General features: G+C 39.1%; 19 protein-coding genes. 5 read left to right on the top strand and 14 right to left on the bottom strand.

Annotated elements, in window-relative coordinates; all coding sequences use genetic code 11:
• Positions 1-69: 69 nt before the first annotated feature.
• From recJ to xerD, 3 genes are all read right to left on the bottom strand, one after another.
• Entirely contained in the window at positions 70-1,791 is a 1,722-nt protein-coding gene (gene recJ / locus P20429_RS08800) for a single-stranded-DNA-specific exonuclease RecJ (RefSeq protein WP_007583770.1), read from the bottom strand.
• Positions 1,792-1,872: 81 nt separating this feature from the next.
• A complete protein-coding gene (gene dsbC, locus P20429_RS08805) occupies positions 1,873-2,601 on the bottom strand; it encodes a bifunctional protein-disulfide isomerase/oxidoreductase DsbC (protein WP_007583768.1) in 729 nt (242 codons plus the stop codon).
• Positions 2,602-2,664: 63 nt separating this feature from the next.
• Entirely contained in the window at positions 2,665-3,591 is a 927-nt protein-coding gene (xerD, locus tag P20429_RS08810) for a site-specific tyrosine recombinase XerD (RefSeq protein WP_007583766.1), read from the bottom strand.
• Positions 3,592-3,685: 94 nt separating this feature from the next.
• On the opposite strand from xerD, the gene fldB reads away from it, so the two are divergent.
• Complete coding sequence (gene fldB / locus P20429_RS08815) at positions 3,686-4,207, top strand: flavodoxin FldB (RefSeq protein ID WP_007583764.1); 522 nt, start codon at positions 3,686-3,688, stop codon at positions 4,205-4,207.
• Positions 4,208-4,551: 344 nt separating this feature from the next.
• On the opposite strand, the gene P20429_RS08820 is transcribed toward fldB, so the two are convergent.
• The 4 genes from P20429_RS08820 to P20429_RS08835 form a co-directional block, all read right to left on the bottom strand.
• Complete coding sequence (locus P20429_RS08820) at positions 4,552-5,019, bottom strand: YHS domain-containing (seleno)protein (protein WP_007583762.1); 468 nt, start codon at positions 5,017-5,019, stop codon at positions 4,552-4,554.
• 139 nt (positions 5,020-5,158) lie between these two features.
• A complete protein-coding gene (locus P20429_RS08825) occupies positions 5,159-5,605 on the bottom strand; it encodes a DUF2147 domain-containing protein (protein WP_007583761.1) in 447 nt (148 codons plus the stop codon).
• Between the two features lie 165 nt (positions 5,606-5,770).
• Positions 5,771-7,480 (bottom strand): DUF4153 domain-containing protein, encoded by a 1,710-nt coding sequence (locus tag P20429_RS08830; RefSeq protein WP_007583759.1) that lies wholly within the window; start codon positions 7,478-7,480, stop codon positions 5,771-5,773.
• A 60-nt stretch (positions 7,481-7,540) separates the two neighbouring features.
• Positions 7,541-8,239, bottom strand: coding sequence for a tRNA1(Val) (adenine(37)-N6)-methyltransferase (locus tag P20429_RS08835; protein ID WP_007583757.1), 699 nt, complete (start codon positions 8,237-8,239; stop codon positions 7,541-7,543).
• 75 nt (positions 8,240-8,314) lie between these two features.
• On the opposite strand from P20429_RS08835, the gene srmB reads away from it, so the two are divergent.
• Both srmB and P20429_RS19550 read left to right on the top strand, forming a co-directional pair.
• Entirely contained in the window at positions 8,315-9,541 is a 1,227-nt protein-coding gene (srmB, locus tag P20429_RS08840; protein ID WP_007376476.1) for an ATP-dependent RNA helicase SrmB, read from the top strand.
• Between the two features lie 272 nt (positions 9,542-9,813).
• The gene (locus P20429_RS19550; RefSeq protein ID WP_033026825.1) at positions 9,814-10,134 is read left to right on the top strand and encodes a BON domain-containing protein; all 321 of its coding nucleotides are present in this window, start codon (positions 9,814-9,816) and stop codon (positions 10,132-10,134) included.
• 93 nt (positions 10,135-10,227) lie between these two features.
• On the opposite strand, the gene P20429_RS08845 is transcribed toward P20429_RS19550, so the two are convergent.
• The 3 genes from P20429_RS08845 to yaaA all read right to left on the bottom strand — a co-directional run bounded on the left by P20429_RS08845 (position 10,228) and on the right by yaaA (position 13,007).
• A complete protein-coding gene (locus P20429_RS08845) occupies positions 10,228-10,911 on the bottom strand; it encodes a hypothetical protein (RefSeq protein ID WP_007583750.1) in 684 nt (227 codons plus the stop codon).
• A gap of 238 nt (positions 10,912-11,149) precedes the next feature.
• Positions 11,150-12,106 (bottom strand): mechanosensitive ion channel family protein, encoded by a 957-nt coding sequence (locus P20429_RS08850; RefSeq protein WP_007583749.1) that lies wholly within the window; start codon positions 12,104-12,106, stop codon positions 11,150-11,152.
• A gap of 121 nt (positions 12,107-12,227) precedes the next feature.
• Positions 12,228-13,007: a peroxide stress protein YaaA gene (gene yaaA / locus P20429_RS08855; RefSeq protein ID WP_007583748.1), complete on the bottom strand. Its 780-nt coding sequence runs from the start codon at positions 13,005-13,007 to the stop codon at positions 12,228-12,230.
• Positions 13,008-13,232: 225 nt separating this feature from the next.
• Between yaaA and tal the strand changes: the two genes are divergently transcribed.
• Together tal and P20429_RS08865 are read left to right on the top strand one after the other, a co-directional pair.
• Positions 13,233-14,183, top strand: a complete 951-nt coding sequence (gene tal, locus P20429_RS08860; protein WP_007583747.1) for a transaldolase — start codon at positions 13,233-13,235, stop codon at positions 14,181-14,183.
• Positions 14,184-14,417: 234 nt separating this feature from the next.
• Positions 14,418-14,606, top strand: a complete 189-nt coding sequence (locus P20429_RS08865) for a DUF3545 family protein (protein WP_007583746.1) — start codon at positions 14,418-14,420, stop codon at positions 14,604-14,606.
• 107 nt (positions 14,607-14,713) lie between these two features.
• Here P20429_RS08865 and ung read toward each other — a convergent pair whose 3' ends face one another.
• The 4 genes from ung to P20429_RS08885 are packed head-to-tail and all read right to left on the bottom strand — an operon-like array spanning position 14,714 to position 18,309.
• Entirely contained in the window at positions 14,714-15,376 is a 663-nt protein-coding gene (gene ung, locus P20429_RS08870) for a uracil-DNA glycosylase (RefSeq protein WP_007583745.1), read from the bottom strand.
• Positions 15,373-16,233 (bottom strand): cobalamin-binding protein, encoded by an 861-nt coding sequence (locus P20429_RS08875; RefSeq protein WP_007583744.1) that lies wholly within the window; start codon positions 16,231-16,233, stop codon positions 15,373-15,375. The genes ung and P20429_RS08875 overlap by 4 nt, the downstream gene beginning before the upstream one ends.
• Complete coding sequence (gene cobO / locus P20429_RS08880; RefSeq protein ID WP_007376484.1) at positions 16,233-16,832, bottom strand: cob(I)yrinic acid a,c-diamide adenosyltransferase; 600 nt, start codon at positions 16,830-16,832, stop codon at positions 16,233-16,235. Before cobO ends, P20429_RS08875 begins: the two co-directional genes overlap by 1 nt.
• Entirely contained in the window at positions 16,825-18,309 is a 1,485-nt protein-coding gene (locus tag P20429_RS08885; protein WP_007583743.1) for a cobyric acid synthase, read from the bottom strand. Before P20429_RS08885 ends, cobO begins: the two co-directional genes overlap by 8 nt.
• Positions 18,310-18,313 lie beyond the last annotated feature (4 nt).

Here is an 18,313-nt window from a genome sequence, read left to right as displayed (position 1 = left end):
TAAAAACGCCCGATTTTAACAAAAAACCGCGCGCTTTATTAGCATTTTATGCATGATATTACATATTTTTTAGTGCACTTTTTCAAGCTCTCTAACTATTAATTGCAGCGTAAATTTACCTCTAAACTCATTTATATCGAGCTGGTACGCTACTTTTACAAACTTAGCCTCAGTATCTGGCCATTCTTTTACATCAATACCAAAAGCAATGGCGTCAACTAATCGACCAGATTGATGCTTTAACACGAGCTTTAAATGCTTTTCGCCTACTATGCGCTGCTGTATTACTTCAAAGGTATGCTCAAACACCGGCTCAGGAAATTGCTGACCCCACGGGCCCGATTGCTTTAATAGCTGGGCAAATTCCATCGTAAAGCAGTCGTTTGGCAGCTCACCGTCGGTAAATACAATACAGCGTTTACTTTCTTCACTCAGTTGCGCGCTAACTGCGGCATCAAACGCTTTTTTAAAGTCGTTAAAGTGCTGCTCGTTAATACTTAAGCCGGCTGCCATGGCGTGGCCACCAAATTTATTAATTAAGTGTGGGTCGGCTGTATTAAGCCCTTCGAGTAAATCGCGCATGTGTAGCCCTTCAATAGAGCGGCACGAGCCTTTAATCTCACCGTTTTCGCCACCAGCAAATATAACGGTTGGACGGTGGTATTTTTCTTTTAAGCGACCAGCCAAAATCCCAATAACACCTTGATGCCAATCGTCTTGAAACAAACAAATAGCATCAGGAATGTTATCATCGCTAAATGCGAGCCTATCAAGCACGGCTTGCGCCTCGGCTTGCATGCCTTGTTCTATTTCGCGCCTTGCAAAGTTTAAGCTGTCGAGCTCGCCGGCTATACTACGCGCTTGGTTTATGTCGGTGCTAAGCAAGCACGCTATACCCAAACTCATGTCGTCTAATCGCCCTGCTGCATTTAAACGCGGCGCAAGTGAAAAGCCAAAGTCGCTTGCGCTTAAGCGGGCAGCATTGCGGTTAGCCACTTCAATAAGCGCGGTAATGCCTGGGCGTGTTTTACCACTGCGAATACGTGCTAAACCTTGGTGTACTAAGGTACGGTTATTTGCATCAAGTGCCACTACATCGGCAACCGTGCCAAGCGCTACAATGTCGAGCAAGTTAGCTAAATTAGGCGGTGGTTGTTGCTCAAAATAACCCAAATCTCGCATTACGCTTCTCAGCGCTATTAATAAGTAAAAAGCAACGCCAACGCCTGCAATTGATTTAGACGGAAAATCACATTCGTGCCTATTTGGATTTACGATTGCATCTGCATTTGGCAGCTGCTCACCTTGTAAGTGGTGATCTGTTACCAGCACTTTTATGCCAACCGCTTTTAAAATATCAATACCGGCAATACACGATATGCCGTTATCTACTGTGATCACTAAATCAGGTTTTATTTGTACTATTTGCTCAGCAAGCGCGGGGCTTAAGCCATAACCTAAGCTAAACCTGTCAGGAATTAAGTAATCTAAATGCTTAAAGCCAAACATCTCAAGGCCTTGCATTAATGTTGCAGTGCTTGTTGCGCCATCGGCATCAAAGTCGCCAACTATTAATATTTGGCTTTGCGCTTTTAATGCTTCAATTAATAAGTCGCTGGCTTTGTCGATGTCTTTAAACAATTTGAAGTCGTGAAGCGTAGCTACGCTGTTATTTAGCTCTTCGGCATTGAATACATTGCGGTTAGCATAAATTTGTTTAATTACAGGGTGTAAATTACTCGGCAGATGCGAGTCGTCAACGTTTTCACGCGCAATGATTAGTTTTTTCATGCAGGGTTTTAACTTATTGAGTCGTATTAAAAAGACAAAAAAAGGCCATTAAGGCCTTTTTAATAATAACTAAGCGTTTAATTACGACGCTTTGTTAGCTTCTAATGCTGCTTTTAGTGCTGCTGCTGGCTGGTAACCAGGGATCATAGTACCATCTTCTAAAATAATAGCGGGTGTGCCGCTAATACCAAAGCTTTGACCTAATTGGTAATGCTCTGCAACCGGTGCACTACAGCCTGCAACTACTTTAGTGCTTGTGCCCGATTTAGCTTCTGTTAGTGCTTCTTGCTGATCGCGTGCACACCATACATTCATTAAATCTGCGTAACCTGAACCTTGTAAGCCACCACGTGGAAACGCTAAGTACTTAACGGTAATACCCGCATCAAGTAAATCGTCTAACTCGCGGTGTAATTTACGACAGTAACCACAGCTAATGTCGGTAAATACAGTAATGCTGTGTTTTTCGTTTGGCGCTTTGTACACAATCATCGATTCTTCGTATTCTTTAAGACCTTCAACACGCACGCCATTTAATGCTTGCTCTGTTAGGTTATTACGATTATTTAAATCAATTAACGTACCTTGCATTAAATATTGACCGTCTGGACTTGCGTAAAGCACGCCCTTGTTAGTAATCAATTCTTTTAAACCCGTTACTGGACTTGGGTTAATTTGCTTTACAGTTACACCAAGCTCGGCAAATTTAGTAATAATAGGATCATTAGCATCTGGTGTTACAGCAACGCCATTTGCAAATGCACTAATACTTGTGCACAACATGGCACCTGCTAACATTAATTTTTTCATAACTTCTCTCTATCCTAAAAATACTTAATATATTGACCGGCTTAATGATATTTACTTTCAAACTTACGCACGCGGATGATGCTCTGCGTGTACCGACTTTAACCGTTCATTGGCAACATGGGTATAAATTTGCGTAGTTGATAAATCGCTATGGCCCAACATCATTTGTACCACACGTAAATCTGCCCCATGATTTAATAAGTGCGTAGCAAAAGCATGGCGCATAGTATGGGGCGATAATGGAGACTCAACTGCTGCCAAAATAGCATAGTGTTTAATTCTATGCCAAAAGGTTTGTCGCGTCATGCCTACTCCGCGTTTAGATGGGAACACAAAATCGGTGGCATGTTTTATCATTTGCGCACGCCCACCCTTTAAAAATTGCTCAAGCCAATACATGGCTTCTTCACCCAGTGGAACTAAGCGCTCTTTATTACCTTTACCTTTTACAAACACCACTGCTTGGCGCAAATTAATTTGCTCCATGCGCAGTCCAACAAGCTCACTTACACGCAAACCCGTTGCATAAAGTAGCTCTAGCATGGCTTTATCGCGCAGTCCCATCGCTTCTTCGGTATTAGGCGCATTTAATAATGCCTCAACTTCGGCCTCTGAGAGTGTTTTAGGTAACGACTGCCCTGCTTTTGGCTGAGAAATATTTAGCATGGGAGTGTCGCTAATTAGTTTTTCGCGCACAAAGTACTGATAAAAACGCTTTAACGCACTAATACTACGTGCAGTACTGCGTGGTTTTAAGCCTAAATCGACTCGGTGCGCTAAGTAACTCTCTACATCAAGCCCTGTTACCGTCATTAAACTTTCGCCCTTTAAAAATAGGCAAAACTTATCTAAATCACTGCGATAAGCACTTAATGTGTTTTCGCTTACGCCTTGTTCTAAGTACAGGCTATCTAAAAAGGTTTCTAGGTAGTCGCTATTACTGCTCATACTGCTGTTATTTTCAAAAGAATCGTCAGATAGCGTTGTCACATTATGCTCTCATGCTTTGCTAAGGTATCAATTAAAAATACCTTACGGTAAACTTGAGCCTATCATATCAGGCAATTACACAGTGATAAATACGATGCAAATTGGTTTATTTTTTGGTTCTACTACGTGCTACACCGAAATGGCAGCAGAAAAGATTCGCGACATTATTGGTGCCGATATAGTTACCCTGCACAATATTAAAGACGAGCCACTAAAAAATGCAGAGCAGTATGACTTTATCATCTTTGGTATTTCAACATGGGATTTTGGTGAAATACAAGAAGACTGGGAGTCAAAGTGGGACGACATAGCCGACGTAAACCTAAATGGTAAAACCATTGCTTTATTTGGCATGGGCGATCAACAAGGTTACGGGCAGTGGTTTCAAGATGCGCTAGGCATGCTACACGACGAAATAAATACGCAAACATTTACTCAACTTGGTTTTTGGCCAAACGACAGTAGTTACGAGTTTGAAGCTTCAAAAGCATTAACGCCTGATGGTAAACAGTTTGTAGGACTCGCACTCGACGAAGACAGTCAATACGAGCTAAGCGACGACCGCATTGCAACATGGGTTGAACAGGTAATGACTGAATACGGTGAAACGCTTTAATTAATAAGCTAATAAATAAAAAGCAAAAAGCCCGCAACTAGTTTAGTTGCGGGCTTTTTAATTAGGGCGTGTTGATCTTTGGTGGGTGAATTTGCAGCAGTATGTTTGGTTTTTAGGCAAGGCAGAGCCTATGTAGTGTGGTTATTCCCCATAAATAGGCGATAACGCAGCATAAATGCCAAACATGCACTGCCCTCTGGGTTCTTTCTAGGGGCGATCAACTCTTTGTTGCTCGGTTTTTACTTAGCCCACTAGGTTACAAACCTCGCGCCGCGATTTAATCGCCCCTAGATTGAACAAATTTCAATCCACAAAGATCAACACGCCCTAGCAATATGAGTAATTTATTGAAACGTCATCACATTGGTTGTTTGTGGGTAGTACCCATCTGCCATAACAATGTACGGTAGTAAATTACTTAACCATTTTTGCTGCACGCTTTCGCTATAGTTTAAGTAAAGCTTACCTTCGTGAATATAAAATGCTTCTGGGTCTATACCTACAGCGTTACCTTCATCAGCCATTGCATAAGCACACCAACCACCGTATTGCGGTGCATAACGTTTTGGGTTTTCTGCAAATGTCGTTTTGTTTTCTTCACTCGAAAAGTGCCAGTTGGCACCTAAATAACTAAACGTGTATTTGTCGCTGCCTTTAACGGCTTTATTTTGCGTAAAATAAGCAACGCTGTCGTACCCTTTAATAGCCGTGTTATTAAACCAACCCGTATTTACAGCATCATCCTTTGCATTTGCCCCACCGCTTATTAACAGTGCGCTAAGCATTATTAAAGCAACTATGTACTTAATCATCTTTTTTCCTTTATTATTTACTCAAAATTGAATGCCAATTAAATATAGCTGGCTTAGTGAGTAAGAAAGGCAAAGCGCAAAAATGATTTCAGTTAATACTTAATTATTTAACGTTTAGTAATTAAATAAGTAGTAAAACTTACTCTACTTTTAGCCAATATTGGTTTCGGTAAAAAAAGCCAATGTAGCCGCGTACCTCGAGCTTTTTACCTTCATCTTGCGGGGTTAGTTGTAAAGTGTAGGTTTTACCATTTGTTGGATCGAGTATTTCACCGTCTCCCCAAACACCATCATCTTGTGCTTTTACACCCGTGATTATAGTCATTCCTAAAATAGGCTGATCTTTTAACTCATCATCACACTTACTGCATATATCATTTTGTTTTGAAGGGTTAAGAATGGTTTCAACTTTGCCGCTTAATACACCGTTGGTTTGGGTAATACGTACATACGACTTAGCTTGGTTTGTATCCTCATCAATCGTTTTCCAAAGCCCTACAGGCGTAATAGCAGCAAACACACCTTGGCTTGCAAAAATGGTGGCTGCTAACGTGCTAAGTAATGCTAATTTATTTAACTTTTTCATTGTGTTGCCTTTTAAATTAAGTGGCCAATGGTTAAATCATATCAGGTGATTTATAAACACACTATTAAAGCGCTGTACATAAAATAAAAAACTAAAAGCAAAAAACCTAAACTAATAATCATTAGTTTAGGTTTAAGGGGCAGTAGCATAAAAAAAAGTTACGTATTACCTCACTTTAAAAACAACATCCCCTATTTTTAGATTTGAATATTCAGGCTCAACTAAAGATAATTCGTTATTATCAATCATGCTTTTAAGGTATCTAATCTCTTCAGGATTTTCGACATTCATATACCTTGAGCGCCACTTACCCATGTCGAATAACCAGAAATATGCGGATATATTTTCATTACTTTCGTCAATCACTATAAAATCGAGTTCATCATCTTTGTTTAAATCCATGCCAATGAAATAGTAAGTATGTTCTTTTAAAGAGTTACGATCGTAAAAATGTTGTTCAGAAAATACTGCCTCTATTAAACCTTGAGGTATTAGCGCTTGTGATGGCCAAAATACACTGCGCTCAATAAAATCATCGACTGTGTGTTCAAGCGTTAAAGCAAACTCATTATTTACATACATCCTATCGATGATAGCGTATTGCTCTGGGTGACTCGTTTCAATTTTCTGTTTTAATAACTGCATAGCTAAATAACCTTGGCGACCTAAGCTGTGCTCAAAATAGTAATAGTCAAACTTTTCTATTGTTACTTTATCTGCATCTAAACGCGCTATTTGGCTGTTTGTAGATAAGCTTTGAAAATTTAATAAAGGGGAGTTAACAGCAAGCATACTAACGAGCACCACCCACCCCATCACAATATTTATTTTGCTAAGCGGCTCTAGCCAATTGTCTCGCTTTGTTATAATTCCAACAAGATAACTAAACGAAAAACACGCCAATAAAAACCAAATCAAAATGCCCCAACAACGATCTACTGTTAGCCCATGCTGCTCTACCCGTAAGTAAATTCCATAGGCAGAAATAACACTATAAACGGGAAGTAACGCAACGCTTATAAAAACGAGTCGGTGCAAGAGCATGTGATAAGGGCGAACTGATGAGTCATCTTTATAAACAGTGTTAACAAAAAACAACGTGAGCACCTGCAGCCACATTACTAATAAACTGCCACTTCCGGTCTCCCATAATTTATTGAGTCCGGTAAAAGGAAGTGTTGCTAAAAAACCGAGAGAAATAACTGATAAAACAGGCAATAAAAACTTAATTAAAGTTTGTAGTAAAAAAGCGATATTATCTTCAATGTTCAAAAGCTTTCTAAATATGACACTCGCAAAGGCAAATGCGAGCGTTAAGGTTGGGATCCAAAACCATTCATTTCTTAGTAGCTCAGAGAAAAATTCTATATCTAAAATATCAAATAAAGCCGCACCTAAATTTAGAATTCCCCAAAAAATAAGTACAAACAGCCAGCATTCTCCAAATATTATAAAATTACGCCAAGAGAGCTTAAATAAACGACTGTAACTAACATTTTCTGAGCTACCAAATTGTTGTATGTACATAAGGCCTTTAAAGCCAGCTATTAAACTAGTAAAAATAAAAACTGACATTAAAGTGTTATTACTTACGTACTCTTGAGGCTCTTGCTGAAAGCCAACATACGCCCCCAATAAAGATAACAACAAGGAAAAAGGAAGGATTAAAAGCAACGACGTTTTTATATTATTTTTATTAACGGTCATTAGCATTAATAAAGGAAAGCTCATAGAAAATGTAATAAGTGAGACTAACCATGTAGGGCTTGTTGCTGGCCACACATTATTTTCTATACTGCTATACAAAAGGGTAAGAGCAATAGCCTGTAATACGGCAAGTATAATTATAAAAGATTTTGGTAACTGACTATCCATATCTGTTCTCAACAATGGTTTTAGTCAGTTTGCGTTATTCGTTCCTATTTTACAATTGCTTCACATTTTCAAATAAAATGCTTTGCACAGGGCTATATAATCAGCAGTGTAGGTATTATCTAAGTTTCTAATACACAGGGTTGATGATTCTATATCGCTTTTTACGTAGCTAAATGTCATTAAACTGCGGCTAATATCTTTGTTGGGCGTGGCTTTTACTTGGCAATGAGTATTTAAATAAAGCCCATTTTGAATAGCAAGCTCAATAAATAATGCGCCTTCAACGCTTGGGAGTATTAAGCTAAAGCGGGAACCACTATGGCTTAAATGTTTAAACGCATTAATTAACTCTTCAAAACTTAGGCCGTCGGTATGACGTGCGTTATTACGCGCAACATTATCGCCTTTTAAACTGTGATTAAAATACGGTGGATTAGAGATAACCACGTCAAATTTAACTTCACTACTAAAGCTTTGAATAGTTTGGTGCGTAATACTTATAGTTGGCCACGGACTATTAGCTACATTTTGTAATGCTTGGGTATAGGCGCTTTCGTCAATTTCTACCGCAGTTATATCAAGCTCATTACTGCGCTGCTTACACATTAGTGCTAACAAGCCAGTGCCGGTGCCTATATCAAGTAATGACTTTGCACCGCTTAAATTAGCCCATGCGCCAAGCAAAATGCCATCGGTAGAAACTTTCATTGCACAGTGGTCGTGTTCAACTTTAAATTGTTTAAATACAAAACCAGACATTTTTTCACCTTTTCATTCACCAAGCGCAGCATAGCGCGTATAATCAGGGTAATTGTCCCTTATTTTAGACACTCTATGCAATTTTCTGAATTTGATCTTGATAACAAGCTACTCGATGCCATTAATAAAATGGGCTACGAGACGCCAACCAGCATTCAACAACAAGCTATTCCTGAAGCACTACAGGGGCGCGATATTTTAGCATCTGCGCCTACTGGTACAGGTAAAACAGCGGCATTTTTAATTCCGGCTATTCAGTACTTACTGGATTTCCCACGTCGTGACCCTGGTTTTGCGCGCGTACTCGTTATGACCCCAACTCGTGAGCTGGCTTATCAAATTCATGAACAATGTGAACTGCTAGCTAAACGCACACACCTAAAAATTGGTGTAGTAACAGGCGGTATTAACTACGGCACGCATAAAGAAATTTTTGAAAAAAATAACGATATTTTAATCGCCACACCAGGTCGATTAATGGAATACCTAGAAACCGAAAACTTTCATGCTGAACACGTAGAAATGCTTATTATTGATGAAGCAGATCGCATGTTAGATATGGGTTTCAAAAAAGAAATGAGCCGTATTTGTGACGAAGCTAAAAATCGTCGCCAATGTTTTTTATTCTCAGCAACACTTGAAGGTGACAGCGTAGAAAGGTTTGCTGAAAAAACATTAAACGACCCAGCTCTATTAGAAGCCGAATCGTCACGTAAAGAAAAAGCAAAAATTCACCAATGGGTACATTTAGCCGACGATTATCATCACAAACTTGAATTATTAGTTAATACGCTAAAAAACCCTGACGTAACTAAAGCGATTGTGTTTGTTAAAACTCGCGAACGCTTAGAAACATTGATTGGCGAACTTACAACTAATGATGTAAAAGCGGCGTGGTTACGCGGCGAAATGCCACAAGACAAACGTATGAAAGCCATGGAAAACTTCCATAGTGGCAAAACAAGCATATTAGTTGCTACCGACGTAGCTGCACGTGGTATTGATGTATCTGACATCAGCCACGTTATTAACTTTGATATGCCGCGTACTGCCGACGTATATGTACACCGTATTGGTCGTACTGGCCGTGCTGGTAAAAAAGGGATAGCAATATCGCTAGTTGAAGCACACGATATTGGTATTTTATATAAAGTAGAGCGCTACGTTGAACAAAAATTAAAACGCCGTGTAATTAGAGGTGTTGAGCCACAGCATAAAGAAGCTAAGCCACCAGCTAAAAAGCGTAAAGATCCAGTAAAAATGAAAGCCAAGAAAAAGGCTAAGGTTAAAAAGAAGAAGTAACCTAAAACATTTTTATACTAAGCCGGCTTTTGCCGGCTTTTTAATGCAAGCCTTACAGGCTCTGGTGTTTGTACCCGTTACATATGTAACCCAAGCATGTAACTCATACTCATTTAAATGTAATTTTTGCCCACCTGAATTCCCAATTAATAAAATTCCCTTATATTTCATAGCGTTAATATTGGCACCGAAATTGTAACTACAAAGATAACCTAGCCGATGGAATTTCCATATTGTGGCTGCACTATTCACCGTAATGTAAGGATTGAGTTATGAACCGCTTCAAGTTAACTATCGCTTTAGTATCATTTTGTTGTTTATTTTTATTAGCTTGCGCTACAAAAGCAAGTGCAGCAACCAACATGGCCGTAGTAAGCAGTGTAGCCACTCAACCTAACTTACAACAAGCTATCACCAACACCCTACGAACTAATCCTAACCTAGCGTTAAGTGATATTCGTGTGCAGGTAAAAAATGGGGAAGTAGATTTATACGGTGAAGCACAAACTGGTTTTCAGCGCGCACTGGCTCAAAAGTTTTTAGAAAATATGGATGGGGTTAAAATCATTCGTAATAAAATTAGTGTTATTTAATACGCACTACATAAACTTATTTGTATAACTAATTCATAAGCGCGGCTTGTTACTCCAACACAAGCTGCGCTTTTTTATGTTTATTTTTTGTAGTTATTTCAATTTATCTAGTTGTTGAATAACATCACTTAATTTAAAACTACTTTTTTGTGAATTAAAACTTTCAACAAAAACTTCTTTAAAACTGCTTACCGTAGAATCTTCATTTAGCTCAAAAGGAAAACCCTTAAGTTCCTTTGTTTTTGGGTTAAACTTATAAACAAAATTGTCACCACTTAAACCCGCTGAAAAAACGTAATGATGATTATCAACCCATCCTGCCGCGCCATGAAATAGAGCAATATTTATTTTATCGTTTTGAGTATGTAAGCCGACTTTAACTACATTATTTTTATTGAATGCGGCTTTTGTTATCTCTTTACTGGGGATAAACCAAAACCCTTTTGTATTACCCACAAACACAGCTAAATATTCATTATCAGGTGACCAAGTAATAACGTTACTTTCATAACTTTTTCTAGGGCATAAAACATCATCTGAGCTACAAAACTCTCGTAACTTCTCTTTTTCAATATATGCCGCTTTATTTGGTAAGATTAATGTAGAGGTAAGGTTTTTGTTTTTATCGAGAAAAAGCATTTCAGCGGTATTGTTATCTATATTTAATTTATAACTCACATCATATTTAGCATTATATTCGTTACCTACTGAAATAAAGCTAATAACTAGGCTTGAAAATAAAATTATTTTTGTAAACCATTTAATCTTTAACTTCATTTGTTTGTAGCCCTAATATCTAAAAAAATACACCTTGTATAACCAATAATTGCATAATAAATAGATAAAAGGGAAACTTACCTTATAAAAAATACGTTACAAAATCTGCTGGAGAAAATAATTAATGAATAAAGAAAAGTGACTTGAACTAATTAAAAAGCGCATTTTTACTCTGTAAAAATGCGCTGTTGGTAAGTAACTATTTCCCAATGCTTTTGCCTAATGAGTTTTAACTAAATTACTCACTTTGGTTAGAGTCAGTCCCCTCACCACTGTCTTTATTTGATGATTGCTGGCTTATTTTATCGCTAATCATGGCATCGAGTTTTTCGCCCCCTTTAATGCCAAAGTCGAGCGTACGAATTGGGAATGGAATGCTAATGTCCGCCTCGTCTAGTGCTTGCTTAACGGCAACAACACCTTTATGGCGTACCGTCATAAAGTCAGGCTCGCCTGGGTATTTAATCCAAAACCATACCAGTAAGTTAATGCTGCTGTCACCAAAGCCTTCAGCGTATACGGCGGTTTCGTCTTTGCGTATTACAAAGTCAAATTCGTTAATTTTTTCGACTATAACGTCTTTTGCTTTTTCTATGTCATCGCCGTACGAAATACCTACAGGTACTTCTATACGTCTTATACCTAGCGTGGTGTAATTTTTTAGTACATTTCTAAATAAGACTTTGTTTGGTACAAGTATTAGTTGCCCGTAAAAGCTCTCTATTAGCGTGTTACGTAGGTTTATAGAATGTATCGAACCAAACACATCATCGGTTTCTATTACATCACCTGTTTTAAATGGCTTACGTACACCCATTGCTATACCAGCAATTAGATTTTCGGTCATGTCTTGAAACGCAAAACCAATGGCTAAACCCACAATACCCGCACCAGCAAGTAGCGAAGTAACGGTGCCTTTTAAGCCAACAAAATCGAGCGCTATAAATAAACCTATGCACAACACAATAACTTTAAAAATTGACGCCATTAAGTCGGCAATTTGTTTTGAGTCGAGTGAGCGGCGTAATACGTTTTTCATCAGCTTGCCAGCAAAGCGTGCCAATATTGAAAACACAATTGCGATCAGTATCGCAACTATAAAATTAGGGATATGGCTGATAACAATATCAAACCAGCCTCCGAGCTTTTCTTCTATTAGTTTTTCGGCTTCGTCAATTGACGGAATGCTGATCATTTTATTTGCACCTATTTAATTAGTGTTCTCATTAATATTAGATGAGATTGCAAATATAACGCCAACATCAAAAAAGCCATGCAATGCATGGCTTTTAAATTTTTTATTTAAGCTTATAAACCTAATTTTGTTCGTCGCGCATAAATACCGGCTCAAGCTCTTTAACTGTTGCCTCTGGGCTAAAGTAATAACCTGCTACCGTAAACTCTTTAAGTTGGCTTAACTGCGTTACTTTATTTTCGATAATATAGCGCGCCATCATGCCGCGTGCTTTTTTAGCATAAAAGCTGATTACTTTATATTGACCGTTTTTACAATCTTTAAAGTGAGGGGTAATAATTTGTGCATTAAGCGCTTTTTTATCTACCGCTTTAAAGTATTCGTTTGAAGCAAGGTTAACTAAATATTGTGCGTCTTGCGCTTTTAATACGTCGTTTAGTTTATTCGCTATTACGCTGCCCCAAAACTCGTATAAGTTTTTGCCACGTGAGTTTTCAAGCTTGGTGCCCATTTCAAGACGGTAAGCTTGCATTAAATCAAGTGGTTTTAATAAGCCGTATAAACCCGAAAGTATACGTAAGTGGTTTTGTGCGTAATCAAGCTCGCTAGCTTTAAGCGTACTTGCATCTAAACCGCCATATACATCACCATTAAAGGCAAGTGCGGCTTGTTTAGCATTGCTTTGTGTAAACGGCTGCGCCCACTCACTAAAGCGTGCTGCGTTAAGCCCAGATAGCTTGTCGCTAATTTTCATTAAACTGCCAATTTGCGCTGGTGTTAGTTCACGGCATACTTTCATGAGCTCTTCGCTGTGCTCTAGTAATTCAGGCTGAGTGAACTTGTCTGTTGCGGGTGGCGTTTCGTAATCAAGATTTTTTGCAGGTGAAATAACAGTGATCATAGTTAGCTATTGACTTGTAATTTATTTAGTGTCAATTTCAACATTAAATGAAACGAAAAGCACGTTTTGTTTAAATAAATCCTCTCTTAATAACCCATGCATTGCCGTTTTTTTATTGATCAGGACATAAGACCTATCAAGCATTGTCACACTGTTGCAGTATGGATTAGATATATTAAGAGTGATTAGATTTTTCTTTTAACTTGCTTGGAATGAGGAAAGCAAATGACTTCAGCTCTACAAAGGCTAAAACAACATTCATCTATCGTAGCCGACACTGGTGATATTGAAGCTATTAAAAAGCATCAACCAGAAGATGCAACTACAAACCCGTCGCTTTTATTAAAAGCGAGCGAGATTGAAGCATATAAGCCTTACCTAAATAAAGCTTGGAGCTACGCAAAAGAAACCGAGCAAGAGCCTGCTAAACAACTTGAACTAGCATGTGATTACTTTGCCGTATTACTAGGTAAAGAAATTAGCGCTATTGTACCTGGTTATATTTCTACTGAAGTAGATGCACGCCTTTCGTTTAATACGCAAGCTACGATTGATAAAGCACATACCCTACTTAGCCTTTACGAAAAAGAAGGTGTAAGCAAAGACAAAATTTTAATTAAAGTAGCGTCTACATGGGAAGGTATTAAAGCCGCTGAGCAACTAGAAAAAGAAGGGACTAAATGTAACCTTACTTTATTATTTAGCGATGCCCAAGCTCGCGCGTGTGCCGATGCAAACGTATTTCTAATTTCGCCATTTGTTGGCCGTATTTTAGATTGGCACGTTGCTAACGGTATGGAAAAACCAACCGATCCGCTACAAGATCCAGGTGTTCAGTCTGTACGCAGCATTTTTGAATTTTACAAACGCCATGACTACAAAACAGTTGTGATGGGTGCAAGTTTCCGTAATACAGGCGAAATTATTGCACTTACAGGTTGTGACAAGCTAACTATTAGCCCTAATCTTTTAGAAGATTTAGGTAACCTTGAAGGCGCACAAGAATATTTGCTTGAAAGCGATGTTCCACAAGAGCCAAAACCAGAGCCATTAACAGAAGCACAGTTCCGTTGGTTACATAACCAAGATGCTATGGCTACTGAAAAACTAGCTGAAGGTATTCGCTCTTTTGCTGATGCACAAGAACAACTAGAGGCGCGCTTTAAAGCAATGTAATTTGCTATAATCGTGTTTTAAAAACGTCGCAATAGCGGCGTTTTTTTATGCCTAAAATACGCTACCCCTCTATATAATCTTCATATCGACTTCATATCGACTTCATATAATCTTCGTATAAACCTTCATCAATTAATCACACTTATGTAACATAACTGTCACTTTTTTATTCTATTTTAACTAGGCCTGTGGTATAGGTATTCTTGAGGTCAATAAAATCAATAGGAGAAGTTCATGGATAGCCTAAACGATATATTAGAGATATTAGAAGGACCAGATACAACAAGGAAAACCTCTCAGAAAAATAAAAAAAGAAAATGGCGTGAAATAGAAGCAATAAAAGACAAACAGCGCCTACGTAAAGAACTACAAGAACTAGACTACTTTACAGACAGTATTGCAATTGAAGAGCTCGATTTTTAATTCAATACGCCCCAACTAAACAAAAAGGCTTCCGATATATGGAAGCCTTTTTTAATGCGCTGAAAATAGCTGCATGAGATAAATTTATTATTCAGAGCCCAGGTTATTTACACCTGCCAGTTAATCGGTTTTTCATCTTGGGCTTGTAATAGCTCATTCGTTTTTGAAAAATGCTGACAGCCAAAAAAGCCTCTATGCGCCGAAAGCGGCGATGGGTGCGGCCCTTTTAAAACATGATGGCGAGCGCTATCTATGCCTTTACCTTTTTTTTGCGCATGTGCACCCCATAAAATAAATACCACACCTTCGCAGTGCTTATTAATATGGGCAATTACATTATCGGTAAATTGCTCCCATCCTAAATGCTTATGTGAATGCGCTTGCCCTTGCTCAACGGTCAATACTGTATTGAGTAAAAACACGCCCTGATCTGCCCAGCTTTGCAGGTAACCATGCTCAGGAATAATAAATCCGCTGATATCGACAGCTAACTCTTTGTACATATTTTTAAGCGACGGTGGCAACTTTTTTACATCAGGCAATACCGAAAAACACAAGCCATGCGCTTGCCTTTCTCCGTGGTATGGGTCTTGTCCTAAAATTACAACACGGATGTTATTGAGCGCTGTGGCATCAAAAGCACTAAATACTTGAGGTTCAGGCGGATAAACAGCAACACCTTCATTGCGGCGGTTAGCCACATACTCTAACGTTTGCTGCATGTAAGGTTGTTGTAATTCACTTTCTAAAAATGTAGCCCAATTGCTCATTGTGTACTCTTAATCTGTTTACGTGATGCGTCTATTTTATCACACATATCCGCGAGTCCATCTAGCATGCGCGGAGTAAAACGATGTAATAAATCGGCATTTACGCTAATAAATTGATCATTTTTAACAGCGGGTACTTCTGGCCACTTTTGCCAATTAACAACCGGCTGTGGTGTTTTTGATTTTTCATCAGGGATAATAATAACTTGTGGCTTAGTAACAATGACATTTTCGATACTAATTTGCGGGTAATCTGTAACGCTCTGTGCAAATACATTGCTTACATGGCATGTTTCAATCAGTTGGCTTATCCACGTATTTTTACTTACTGTCATCATGGGCTCAGCCCATAACTGATAAAACCCAGTAATATCTTTTTTATCTTGCTGGCTTTTAATAATCGCGTTTAGTTTTTGTGTAAATGCATTTGCCGCTTGCTGGCTTTGCTCAATATTCCCTGTAAATTCACCAAAAGTAAGTAACTCGTCGGCTACACCAGCGATTGTGACGGGGTTACTCAAATACACTTTTATACCTAAACGCTCTATTTGTGCTAAATCTTCGCTTTGATTTCCGCTTTTCCACGCAATAACTAAGTCGGGTTTAAGCGCTAATACTTTCTCAAGCGAGATACCGTAATAACCCCCTATGCGCTCAATACTTTGGGCTTCACTTGGGTAGTCGGCGTAATCAACCGTGCCCACAATATTATCGCCCGCCCCTATGGCAAATAGGTTTTCGACTATATGTGGTGCAAGCGCGATTATTCGCAGTTTTTTAGAATCATTAACCTGCTCTGCAAGTGCACCGCCCGATACACTAAAAAGCAGCAGCCCAATAAAAAACGCTTTAAACATTAGTAATCAAACCCTTCGAGCGCTTTTATGCCTGAGTCGAATGCGTGTTTTACATTACGCACTTCGCTTACTGTGTCGGCAAGGTCTGTTAAAGTACGATGCGCTGCACGCCCTGTAATAATAACTGACTGCATTGGCGGGCGGTTATTAAGCGCTGTTACTACTTCATCTAAATCTACGTAGCCGTAAGTCACCATATACGTAAGCTCATCAAGTAATACTAAATCAATACTGCTATCAGCAAGCATGCGTTTTGACTCTTGCCATGTTGCCTGCGCGGCTGCAGTATCGGCTTCTTTGTTTTGCGTATCCCAGGTAAAACCGGTGTTCATTACAACAAACTCAACGCCTGCACCTTGTAATAAATTACGCTCGCCACACTCCCAAGTACCTTTAATATATTGGCAAACGGCTGCTTTTTTACCATGCCCTACGCAGCGTGCTACAACGCCAAAACCCGAAGTTGATTTACCTTTACCGTTACCGGTAATTACCTGAAAAATACCTTTTACATCTTGTGCCGCAGCAACGCGCGCATCCACTTGTTCTTTTACTTTTTGTTGGCGCTGCTTGTGCTTATCGTTGTTTTGTTCAGTCATTATTGTGCCCTTCATAAATCGAGATAATTTGCTGTATATTTAAATGCGTTTCGCACATGGTTGCTAATCGTTCTAACTGCTGCTCGCGATGAGTGGCAATACTAATTGGATTAATTGAGGCGCTTGGTTTTACCCATTTTAAAATTTGCGATGTAGCATCGGCTTCATCAAATAAACCATGTAAATAGGTGCCCGCAATGGCGTTATCATCGCTAATAAAGCCATCAAACGTAAAACCATTTGGGTGGTTTTCATCAAAGGTTAAAAATGGCTTATCAAGCGCTGCACCTTGGCTAATTCCTGCATGTATTTCGTAACCACTACAGGGTGTTTGTTGGTTATTTAAAAGCAGTGTAGCGGTTATTTTAGTTAATACTTTTTGCGCTGTTAGCGTGGTTTCAAAATCGCACAGAGCAAGCCCATTTACTTGTTTTAATGATGACTCAATACCATCGGGATCATTGATTGTATTGCCCAGCATTTGCATGCCGCCACAAATACCAAGTACTTTGCCACCATAGCGTAAGTGGCGCTTAATTTGAGTGTCCCAGCCTTCATTTTTCAAAAAACTTAAATCACCCAGCACATTTTTACTGCCTGGGACAATTATCAGATCAACTTCTGGGATCGTTTGGGTATGGCGCACATAATTTATATTAATGTTTGGGTGCAAACGCAGTGCATCAAAATCGGTGTGGTTACTAATGTGTGGAACAAGCAACACTGCAATATTAATTGTGGCGTTGGTTACGTTATTATCAATTGCGACAGCGTCTTCAGCATCAAGAGCAAGATCGTGCAAATAAGGTAATACGCCAAGTACGGGTTTGTTTGTATATTCTTCAAGCCAATCAAGCCCGCCTTGCAGCAAACCTATATCGCCTCTAAAGCGGTTTATAACAAAGCCTTTTACGCGCGCCTGTTCTGACTCGCTTAACAACGCAAGCGTACCTACCAAATGTGCAAACACACCGCCTTTATCTATGTCGGCAATAATAATGACAGGGCAATCTACCTCTTCGGCGTAACCCATATTGGCAATATCGTTTTCACGCAGGTTTATTTCAGCAGGACTACCCGCCCCTTCAACAAGGAGTAAATCAAAACGTTTAGCTAAGCGGTTATGTGAGGTAATTACTGCATCCATCGCCACTTTTTTATAGTCGTGATATTTGCCCGCTTCCATATTGCTAATGGCTTTTCCGTGAATAATCACTTGTGCGCCCGTATCGCTATTAGGCTTAAGTAAAATAGGATTAAAGTCTATTTCGGGCTCTACTTTAGCTGCTATTGCTTGCAAAGCTTGCGCACGACCAATTTCGCCGCCATCTTTTGTTACTGCGCTATTAAGTGCCATATTTTGTGGTTTAAAAGGCGCAACCTTTACCCCTCGCTTAGCAAATACCCTGCAAAGGGCTGCAACTAGGGTACTTTTACCAGCATCTGATGTAGTGCCTTGCACCATTAAGGTTTTCATGGAA

The organism is Pseudoalteromonas sp. BSi20429, from assembly GCF_000238895.1.
GTDB classification, from domain to species: domain Bacteria; phylum Pseudomonadota; class Gammaproteobacteria; order Enterobacterales; family Alteromonadaceae; genus Pseudoalteromonas; species Pseudoalteromonas arctica.
This window is presented reverse-complemented; position numbering and strand designations above follow the sequence as displayed.

Bases quoted from the DNA above. Each gene is read 5' to 3' on its own strand.
- P20429_RS19550 (WP_033026825.1), top strand. From the start codon at position 9,814: ATGAACCGCTTCAAGTTAACTATCGCTTTAGTATCATTTTGTTGTTTA.
- P20429_RS08835 (WP_007583757.1), bottom strand. From the start codon at position 8,239: ATGTCTGGTTTTGTATTTAAACAATTTAAAGTTGAACACGACCACTGT.
- fldB (WP_007583764.1), top strand. From the start codon at position 3,686: ATGCAAATTGGTTTATTTTTTGGTTCTACTACGTGCTACACCGAAATG.
- yaaA (WP_007583748.1), bottom strand. From the start codon at position 13,007: ATGATCACTGTTATTTCACCTGCAAAAAATCTTGATTACGAAACGCCA.
- cobO (WP_007376484.1), bottom strand. From the start codon at position 16,832: ATGACTGAACAAAACAACGATAAGCACAAGCAGCGCCAACAAAAAGTA.
- dsbC (WP_007583768.1), bottom strand. From the start codon at position 2,601: ATGAAAAAATTAATGTTAGCAGGTGCCATGTTGTGCACAAGTATTAGT.
- recJ (WP_007583770.1), bottom strand. From the start codon at position 1,791: ATGAAAAAACTAATCATTGCGCGTGAAAACGTTGACGACTCGCATCTG.
- P20429_RS08825 (WP_007583761.1), bottom strand. From the start codon at position 5,605: ATGAAAAAGTTAAATAAATTAGCATTACTTAGCACGTTAGCAGCCACC.
- srmB (WP_007376476.1), top strand. From the start codon at position 8,315: ATGCAATTTTCTGAATTTGATCTTGATAACAAGCTACTCGATGCCATT.
- P20429_RS08865 (WP_007583746.1), top strand. From the start codon at position 14,418: ATGGATAGCCTAAACGATATATTAGAGATATTAGAAGGACCAGATACA.
- P20429_RS08820 (WP_007583762.1), bottom strand. From the start codon at position 5,019: ATGATTAAGTACATAGTTGCTTTAATAATGCTTAGCGCACTGTTAATA.
- tal (WP_007583747.1), top strand. From the start codon at position 13,233: ATGACTTCAGCTCTACAAAGGCTAAAACAACATTCATCTATCGTAGCC.
- P20429_RS08850 (WP_007583749.1), bottom strand. From the start codon at position 12,106: ATGATCAGCATTCCGTCAATTGACGAAGCCGAAAAACTAATAGAAGAA.
- ung (WP_007583745.1), bottom strand. From the start codon at position 15,376: ATGAGCAATTGGGCTACATTTTTAGAAAGTGAATTACAACAACCTTAC.
- P20429_RS08845 (WP_007583750.1), bottom strand. From the start codon at position 10,911: ATGAAGTTAAAGATTAAATGGTTTACAAAAATAATTTTATTTTCAAGC.
- P20429_RS08875 (WP_007583744.1), bottom strand. From the start codon at position 16,233: ATGTTTAAAGCGTTTTTTATTGGGCTGCTGCTTTTTAGTGTATCGGGC.
- P20429_RS08885 (WP_007583743.1), bottom strand. From the start codon at position 18,309: ATGAAAACCTTAATGGTGCAAGGCACTACATCAGATGCTGGTAAAAGT.
- P20429_RS08830 (WP_007583759.1), bottom strand. From the start codon at position 7,480: ATGGATAGTCAGTTACCAAAATCTTTTATAATTATACTTGCCGTATTA.